Below are 8,422 nucleotides of genomic sequence, written 5' to 3'. Positions count from 1 at the left end.
AGAAGCTCGCCACCACCTGCCTGGCCGCAGCGCTGCGTTACCAGCTCGGCGGCGCTGACAGCCAGCTGCCCAGTTACGCGGCGGTCGTGCTCGACGAGGCCTTCGACAAGGCCGACAACGAGTTCACCGCGCTGGCGATGAACATCTTCGACAACTTCGGTTTCCAGATGGTGGTCGCCACGCCGCTGAAGTCGGTGATGACCCTGGAGCCCTTCATCGGTGGTGCCTGCTTCGTCGAGATCAGTGGCCGCCACGATTCGGGCGTGCTGCTGATCGAGTACGACGAAGAAGGAAGGCGCCTGAAGCTGCCCGATCGCAGCCGCCAGCAGGCCAATGAACCGGAGGAAGCCGAAGCCTGACCGCCTCGGGCAATCCACCTGTAGAGCCGAGCCATGCTCGGCTGCTCTTCGCGACCTGAAACAAGGTGCCAACCAAGGTTGGCACCTACCATTTCATAACGTCCCTCACGAACCGCCGAACGTATCCCACGCCATCCGCGCGATCAGCACCACCACCAGGCCCACGAACAGTTTGCGGATGAACGGCGTGCCGCCTTTCAGTGCCAGCCGCGTGCCGACCACCGAACCGATGATGTTGGCCGTGGCCATCGGCAGCGCGAACAACCACAGGATGTTGCCGGTCGGCACGAAGAACGAGATCGCCGCCATGTTCGTCGCCAGGTTCACGACCTTCGATGCGGCCGACGCACGCAGGAAGTCCAGGCCGAAGAAGCGCACGAACAGGAAGATCAGGAAGCTGCCGGTGCCTGGCCCGAAGAATCCATCGTAGAAGCCGATCGCAGCGCCGATCACCAGCGCGATGGTCAGTTCGCGCCGGCCGATCTCCTGCGGCCGGTGCAGCGCGCCGAAATCCTTCTTCCACAGGGTGTAGGCCAGCATCGCCACCAGTAGCACCAGCACCAGCGGCCGCACGGCATCCTTGGGCAGCAGGCTCACCGCCGTAGCCCCGGCGAACGAGAACACGAATGCCGTGCCCGCGGCGAACAGTACCGGCTTCCAGGGGAACCGCACGTTGCGTGCATAGCGCCACGCCGCCGCCGCCGTGCCGAACATCGAACTGAACTTGTTGGTACCGAACAGCATCGCCGGCGTCTGCTGGGGCAGCACGGTGAACAGGCCGGGCAGCTGTACCAGTCCCCCTCCACCCACGGCAGCATCGACCAGGCCGGCAATGAAGGCGATCACCACCAGCCACCACAACTCGGGGGGAACCAGTTCCAGCACGGGGATCATTCAATGTGGGGGCGCGACAGCATACGCCTATCGCCGATGGATGCCCGACGTGACTCGAGCGACAATACCCCCATGAGCCGAAACCCTGCCGATTCCTGCCCCTGTGGCCTCGCCACGGACTACGCCGACTGCTGCGGCCGCTTCCATGCCGGCGAGCCCGCACCGGACGCCGAGCGCCTGATGCGCTCGCGCTACAGCGCGTACGTACGTGGTCTGGCCGACTACCTGCGGGCCACCTGGCATCCGGCCACCCGTCCCGCCGAACTGTCACTGGACGAGGCGCCCGGCCAGCGGACGCACTGGCTTGGCCTGACCGTCCACGAGCACCAGGTGAATGGGCCCGACCATGCGGAAGTGCGATTCACCGCCCGCTACCGGGTGGGCGGCGGCAGTGCGGTGAAAATGAACGAGCGCAGCCGGTTCGAACGCATCGACGGACGCTGGTACTACCTCGACGCGATCTGAACCGGTTACGCGACGGCATCGATGTGAACGGCGCGATGTCACGCCATGACGTTGCGCTCACCCGCACCGCTGGATGCTGGCTGCATGGACAGCGCTACCGTCGCCGTCGCTGCTCCGCAGCGTGAACTCGCCCACCGCTATGCGCAGACGCGCGCCCGCAGCGTGCTGCTGGCCGAGCCGCTCAGTGCCGAAGATGCCATGCTGCAGAGCATGGCGGACGCCAGCCCGAGCAAATGGCATCTGGCGCACACCACGTGGTTCTTCGACCGCTTCGTGCTGGCCGGTCTATCCGGCGCACCGGCACGTGACCCCGCGTGGGACTACCTGTTCAACAGCTACTACAAGAGTATTGGGCCGGCGCATGCCAGGCCGCAGCGTGGCCTGCTCTCGCGCCCGTCGCTGCAGCAGGTACTCGATTACCGGCAGCAGGTCGATGCACACCTGCTGACGCGTCTCCGCGATGGCGATCTTGACGATGAAGCCCTGCAGCATCTCCAGCTGGGCCTGCAGCACGAGCAGCAGCACCAGGAGCTGCTGCTGACCGACATCAAGCACGCGCTCTGGTGCAATCCGCTGCATCCGCCCTACCGCCAGGACCTGCGCGCCGCCGTCAGTGTAGCCAGTCCGCTGGGCTGGATCGAATCTCCCGAGCGCATCGTCACCGTCGGCGCACCGGCATGGCCACAGCACGCTACCTTCGCCTACGACAACGAATCGCCACCGCATCGCGTGCTGTTGCCGGCCCACATGCTGGCTGATCGACCGGTCTGCAACGCGGAGTACCGGGACTTCGTCGAAGCCGGCGGTTACCGCGATCCGCGCTGGTGGCTCAGTGAGGGCTGGGCTCTGCGCGAAAGCGAGGACTGGCAGCATCCACTTTATTGGGATGACGCCCTCCAGCGCGAATACACGCTCGGCGGCTGGCGCGACCTCGACGCGCATGCGCCGGTGTGCCATCTCAGCTACTACGAAGCCGATGCGTATGCCCGCTGGGCCGGTGCGCGCCTGCCCAGCGAATTCGAGTGGGAGGCCGCCGCGACGTCGCAGCCGATCGCCGGCCATTTCGCCGAGGACGATCATCTGCATCCTGCTGCAGCACGGGGCAGGGGACTGCGGCAGCTGTTCGGCGACGTCTGGGAATGGACCGGCAGCGCGTATGGCGCGTACCCCGGTTTCCGTCCGTTCGCCGGCAATCTGGGTGAGTACAACGGCAAGTTCATGTGCGGGCAGTGGGTCCTGCGCGGCGGCAGCTGTGCCACCCCGCGCGGGCATGTGCGCGCCAGCTACCGTAACTTCTTCATGCCACCTGCGCGCTGGCAGTTCTCCGGCCTGCGCCTGGCGAGGGATCTGCCGTGAGCACCGTACAGGATGCGCTGCAGGCGCTGACCGATCTGACGCCCAGCCGCGAGCAGATCCTCGCCGACACACTGGCCGGACTGTCGCGCACTGCGCGCCAGCTGCCGTCGAAGTACTTCTATGATGCGCGCGGTTCACGCCTGTTCGAACAGATCACCCACACGCCGGAGTACTACCCCACGCGCACCGAGCTGGCCCTGTTGAATCGGGTGCTGCCGGATATCGCACGCGTGGTGGGCCCGCGCCTGCACGTGGTCGAGCTGGGCAGCGGCAGTGGTCGCAAGACCGCGCTGTTGCTGGCCGCGCTGCAGGATCCCGTGGCCTACACCCCCATCGAGATCTCCCGGGCGGCGCTACTGTCGAGCATCGATCACCTCGCTCCCGCGCTTCCCGACGTGGAAATGCTGCCGGTCTGCGCTGACTTCACCCGTCCGGTGGACGTGCCCGCACCGGAGCGCGAGCCCGCGCGGCGCCTGCTGTTCTTCCCGGGGTCCACGCTTGGCAACTTCGCCAGCGAGGACGCCCTCGCCCTGCTGCGGGCCATGCGTCAGACCATGGGTGACCACGGCCTGGCCCTGATCGGCATCGACCTGCACAAGGACCCCGCGCTGATCGAAGCCGCCTACAACGACGCCGAAGGCATCACTGCGGCATTCACCCTCAACCTGCTCGTCCGCCTCAACCGTGAGGTGGGCAGCGACTTCGATCTGGACGGCTTCCGCCACCGTGCCCGTTACAGCACTGAACGTCTGCGTATCGAGACCGATCTGGTCAGCCAGCGGGCGCAGGACGTCCACCTCGATGGCCGCACCTTCCACTTCGAGGCCGGTGAGGCGATCCGCGTCGAGTACAGCCACAAGTACACCGATGACGGCTTTGATGCGCTGGTGCGGCAGGCCGGCCTGCAGGTTGCGCAGCGCTGGGACGCTGACAGTCCAGCTTACGGCCTGCGGCTGCTGCGTACGCTCTAGAGAGGCCAACGGCCGGCAACTGCTTCAGCATCGCCGGTCGCTCAGCCTCTAGTATGGTGTCAGCACCGGCAACACGGAGGACGCCATGCCCACCCTGACCGCACTCGGCCTGGCCGCGGCACTGGCCGCGCCGTCAACGGCGCCCGACCTGACCCCGCCCGATCCCGCGTTCACCCGGTGTCTGGCACAGCTGCAGGCAACGGCAGCTACCCAGGGCATTGCCGCAGACCGCTTCGGTGCGATCACCGCCGACCTGCGTCCTGATCCCAGCGTGCTCGGCTTGCTGGATGCGCAGCCCGAATTCTCCACCCCGATCTGGGACTACCTGGCTGCACTGGTGGACCGCCAGCGCGTCGACGATGGACGGGCCATGCTGCAGCAGCACCGCGACCTGCTTGATCGCATCGCCGCGCAGTATGGCGTCGATCCGGTCACCATCGTCGCCGTCTGGGGCGTGGAGAGCGACTATGGCCGTGTATTCGGCAAGCGTCCGCTGCTGCAGTCGCTGGCGACGCTGTCCTGCGCCGGCCGGCGGCAGGCGTTCTTCCGTGGCGAACTGCTGGCCCTGCTCACGCTGATCGATCGCGGTGATCTGCAGGCTCAAGGTCTGACCGGGTCCTGGGCCGGCGCGTTCGGCCATACGCAGTTCATGCCCAGCACCTACGCACGCATCGCCGTCGACGGCGATGGCGACGGTCGCCGTGACCTGGTCGGCAGCATTCCCGACGCACTGGCGTCTACCGCCAACTATCTCAAGCGCGCCGGCTGGCGCACGGGAGAACCGTGGGGCATGGAGGTGCGTGTTGCCGACGGCTTCAATACCAGCCTGGCCGGCCGTACCCAACGCCGGTCACTGGCTGAATGGCGTACGCAGGGCGTGACAGCGCTGGACGGCAGCGCGCTGGCTCCGGCGGGTCTGGCTGCCGACGCGCGGGCGGCACTGCTGCTGCCCGCCGGCATCAAGGGGCCGGCCCTGCTGGTGTTCCGCAACTACGATGCGATCTACAGCTACAACGCCGCCGAAAGCTATGCGCTGGCGATCGCGACGCTGGCTGATCGCCTGCGCGGCGGCAGCGGCCTGGCCACCGCCTGGCCGACCGATGACCCCGGGCTGGGCCGTGATGAGCGCCGTCAGCTGCAGACCCTGCTGCTGGCGCGGGGGCATGATATCGGTACCGCTGATGGCATGATCGGCACAGCCAGCCGCCGGGCGATCCAGGCCGAACAGCGCCGCCTGGGATGGAGCACGGCCGATGGACGAGCCGGCCAACGCATCCTGCGCGCGCTGCAGAGCGCGGCGCCGCCTGCGGTGGCCTCCACCCGCTTCACGCTTCCCAGCAACTACAGTGCCGTGCAGTCGCCGGCCATACGGAGTCGATCCAACGTGCAACAGATCCAGGGCGTACGCAGTGGCCAGTTCCAGGGGCTTGATGCCTGGCTGGTGGAAACCCCCCAGGCCACCGCAGCCATCAGTGTGTTCGGCGGCCAGCTGCTCTCCTTCGTACCCAAGGGGCAGCCCGATCTGCTGTGGCTTTCGCCACGCCGTGCCGCATTGCCGACCCCCATCCGCGGCGGCAGCCCGGTGTGCTGGCCGTATTTCGGGCGACAGGGGCAAGGCGACGATGTGCCCGCGCATGGTTTCGTGCGCACCCTGCCGTGGGAGCTGAAGGAGGCCCGCCGGCTGGACGACGGCAGCATCGAACTCGTATTGGCTCCCCCTGCATTGGACAACCTCGCTCTGCGCCTGGCCATGACCGTGCGCATCGGCCGTGAACTACGGCAGCAGCTGGTGACCGACAATCCTGGCACCGTGCCGGTGACGATCACCCAGGCGCTGCACAACTACTTCCGCGTGGGCGATGCCAGCAAGGTCGAAGTCGATGGCGTGGACGGGCTGGAGTATCTGGACAAGTTCGAGAACTATGCACAGGCGCGGCGCCAGCAGGGCCCGTGGTCCCTGCGCGATCCGCGCGACCCGGGCCGCAGTGACCGCATCTATACCGGGGCAGGTGGCCACTACGTCCTGCGCGATCCGGTGCTGAAGCGTCGCATCACGATCCGTACCGAAGGCAGCCGCTCGCTGGTGGCCTGGAATCCCGGCGCGGAAGCGGCAGCGAAGATGGCCGACGTGGGCGACGGCTGGCGCGATTATGTCTGCCTGGAAGCGGCCAATGCCGGGCCCGACGTGATCACCATCGCACCGGCCGGTCGCCACGTGCTGGTACAGACCTTGTCCAGCTCGCCACTGTGAGTGGACATCCCGCCACGGATGGCAATCCCTACGCTGCACCGGTTGCCGGCGATGCGCCGTCGAGCCTGGACGCCGCAATGGCGGTCTATGACCGTCATCCACGGCTCGCCCGCGTGGTGGCCGACAACTTCGCTGTCTATGCCGAGTTGTGGCGGCTGCGTCGGGATCCGCCGGGCTGGCCGCGTCCCTGGAACTGGGCCGCGTTCCTGTTCGACTTCAAGTGGCTGCTGTACCGGCGTATGTACGGCATGGCGGTGGCCTACGTCCTGATCAGCATGGTGGGGGGTGCCGCCATCGTGCTGGCCGGAATGGACGACGCGGCGATATGGGGGTTGACGTTGGCCTTGAAGATCGCAGTGTCACTGGCGGCCAATGCGCTGTATCTGCGCCGCTGCAGGGCGGTGATCGCCCGCGCCGAAGCCGCCGGCGCGGGTGACGGCGCACGCGTCGAGGCCTATATCGACCGGCGCAGCGGCGTCAGCCGGCTGGCCCTGGGCCTGGGCATCGTGTTCAGCGTCGCACTGCAGGCGTTGGACCTCTTCGGCGGCGCCTAGCTGCGGGGCTCACGTGGCCGCAGGACCAGCAGGCACAGCGCGCCAGCGACCAGCCCCCAGAAGGCGGAACCGATACCGGCCAGCGACATCCCCGACGCAGTGACCAGGAAGGTGACCAGTGCCGCCTCGCGGTCGCGCTCCACCGCCAGTGCGCTGGCGAGGCTGTTGCCGATGGTGCCGAACAGTGCGATGCCAGCCACGCAGGCCACCAGCTCCCGCGGGAACGCGGCGAACAGTGCGGCCACGGTGGCGCCGAACAGGCCGATGACGATGTAGAACACACCTGCCGCCATCGCCGCGGTGTAGCGCCGGGCAGGATCCTCATGGGCATCGCGGCCCATGCAGATGGCTGCGGTGATCGCGGCCAGGTTCAGCGCATAGGCACCGAAGGGGGCCAGTACCGTGTTGACCACGCCGATCCAGCCGATCAGCGGCGATACCGGGGCGTCGTAGCCGGAGGCGCGCATCACGGCGACGCCGGGAATGTTCTGCGAGGCCATGGTCACCACGAACAGGGGCAGGGCGATGCCTGCCACGGCAGTCCACGACAGGGAAGGTGTCACCCACTGCGGGACCGCCAGCTGCAACTGCAGCTGCTGCGCGTGCAGCAGACCGCGGCTGGCCGCGACCGCGATGCCAACCAGCAGGGTCGCGATCACGGCGTAACGCGGGAACAGGCGCCGGCCAGCCAGCCAGGTCGCGAACATCGCCAGGGCAAGTACCCTCTGGCTGTCCATTGCGACGAACACATCCAGGCCGAAGCGCAACAGCACACCGGCCAGCATGCCCGCCGCCAGCGCCATCGGCACACGTTGCATGAGCCTGGCGAAGATGCCGGAGAAGCCGGCCAGCATTGCCAATGCCGCAGCAAGCAGGAACGCGCCTGTCGCCTCGGAGAGCGAAGCGCCGCCGGCGCCCACCACCAGCATCGCGGCGCCGGGCGTCGACCACGCGGTGACCACCGGTACCCGATAGCGAAGTGACAGCCCGATGCAGGTCACGCCCATGCCCAGTCCCAGCGCCCACATCCAGGATGCGATATGGGCCTGATCGGCACCGACCGCCTGCGCGGCCTGGAACACGATCACCGCCGAACTGGCGAAGCCCACCAGTACGGTGATGAAGCCGGCGACGATCGCCGGCATCGATAGATCCCGCCACCATCCGTGGCGCACCTGCGTACTCATTGCCTGCTCTCCCGTGTGCATCCCTGCATTGATAGCGCCTGAGGCGTTGCCCGCGCAACGCGCGGGCAACGCCGCAGGGAACATCGAGTGCGCGCACCGGCCGGCACAAGCGCCAGCGCTGTCATTGTCCTGAAAGAAAGTGGTTGACGAATCCGGCAGGATCTCTAGAATTCGCTCCCTCGCTGCAGCGCGATGCTTCCCCGGAAGCAGCACGCAGAAGCGACGCCACGCCAGCGGACGAGATGATCGAACGAAGGTGTTGACGGACTCGAAAAGTCCGTCATAATAGGCGGCTCGCAACGACGAAAGCCTCTCGGGGCCAACGACGAAGCAGCTCCGGCAACAACGTCCACCCCGGTGCGACGGCCTTGAAAAAGGTGTTGAC

The 8,422-nt window shown here is 67.3% G+C and carries 8 protein-coding genes; 6 read left to right on the top strand and 2 right to left on the bottom strand.

Going from position 1 to position 8,422, the window contains the following annotated elements; translation table 11 throughout:
• The coding region (locus QMZ25_RS18095; protein WP_283220067.1) for an SbcC/MukB-like Walker B domain-containing protein at positions 1–359 on the top strand (359 nt) is incomplete at its 5' end.
• 105 nt (positions 360–464) lie between these two features.
• On the opposite strand, the gene QMZ25_RS18090 is transcribed toward QMZ25_RS18095, so the two are convergent.
• Positions 465–1,253 (bottom strand): TSUP family transporter, encoded by a 789-nt coding sequence (locus QMZ25_RS18090; protein ID WP_283220066.1) that lies wholly within the window; start codon positions 1,251–1,253, stop codon positions 465–467.
• Positions 1,254–1,325: 72 nt separating this feature from the next.
• Here QMZ25_RS18090 and QMZ25_RS18085 point away from each other — a divergent pair, with 72 nt between their 5' ends.
• The 5 genes from QMZ25_RS18085 (at position 1,326) to QMZ25_RS18065 (ending at position 6,850) form a co-directional block, all read left to right on the top strand.
• Positions 1,326–1,718, top strand: coding sequence for a YchJ family metal-binding protein (locus QMZ25_RS18085; RefSeq protein ID WP_180876259.1), 393 nt, complete (start codon positions 1,326–1,328; stop codon positions 1,716–1,718).
• An 84-nt stretch (positions 1,719–1,802) separates the two neighbouring features.
• Positions 1,803–3,074 carry an ergothioneine biosynthesis protein EgtB gene (egtB, locus tag QMZ25_RS18080; RefSeq protein ID WP_053520051.1) on the top strand — a complete coding sequence of 424 codons (1,272 nt, stop codon included), beginning with the start codon at positions 1,803–1,805 and terminating at the stop codon, positions 3,072–3,074.
• On the top strand, positions 3,071–4,045 hold the full coding sequence (egtD, locus tag QMZ25_RS18075; RefSeq protein ID WP_164151430.1) for an L-histidine N(alpha)-methyltransferase: 975 nt from the start codon (positions 3,071–3,073) through the stop codon (positions 4,043–4,045). The genes egtB and egtD overlap by 4 nt, the downstream gene beginning before the upstream one ends.
• 85 nt (positions 4,046–4,130) lie before the next feature.
• Positions 4,131–6,296, top strand: coding sequence for a lytic murein transglycosylase (locus QMZ25_RS18070; protein WP_164151428.1), 2,166 nt, complete (start codon positions 4,131–4,133; stop codon positions 6,294–6,296).
• On the top strand, positions 6,293–6,850 hold the full coding sequence (locus tag QMZ25_RS18065; RefSeq protein ID WP_128987796.1) for a DUF2628 domain-containing protein: 558 nt from the start codon (positions 6,293–6,295) through the stop codon (positions 6,848–6,850). The genes QMZ25_RS18070 and QMZ25_RS18065 overlap by 4 nt, the downstream gene beginning before the upstream one ends.
• Here the strand turns inward: QMZ25_RS18065 and QMZ25_RS18060 are convergent.
• Positions 6,847–8,037, bottom strand: coding sequence for a benzoate/H(+) symporter BenE family transporter (locus QMZ25_RS18060; protein WP_128987795.1), 1,191 nt, complete (start codon positions 8,035–8,037; stop codon positions 6,847–6,849). The two genes, QMZ25_RS18065 and QMZ25_RS18060, sit on opposite strands and share 4 nt — an antisense overlap.
• Between the last annotated feature and the right edge of the window lie 385 nt (positions 8,038–8,422).

This window comes from Stenotrophomonas sp. RS-48 (assembly GCF_030053245.1).
GTDB classification, from domain to species: Bacteria; Pseudomonadota; Gammaproteobacteria; order Xanthomonadales; family Xanthomonadaceae; genus Stenotrophomonas; species Stenotrophomonas maltophilia_P.
This window is presented reverse-complemented; position numbering and strand designations above follow the sequence as displayed.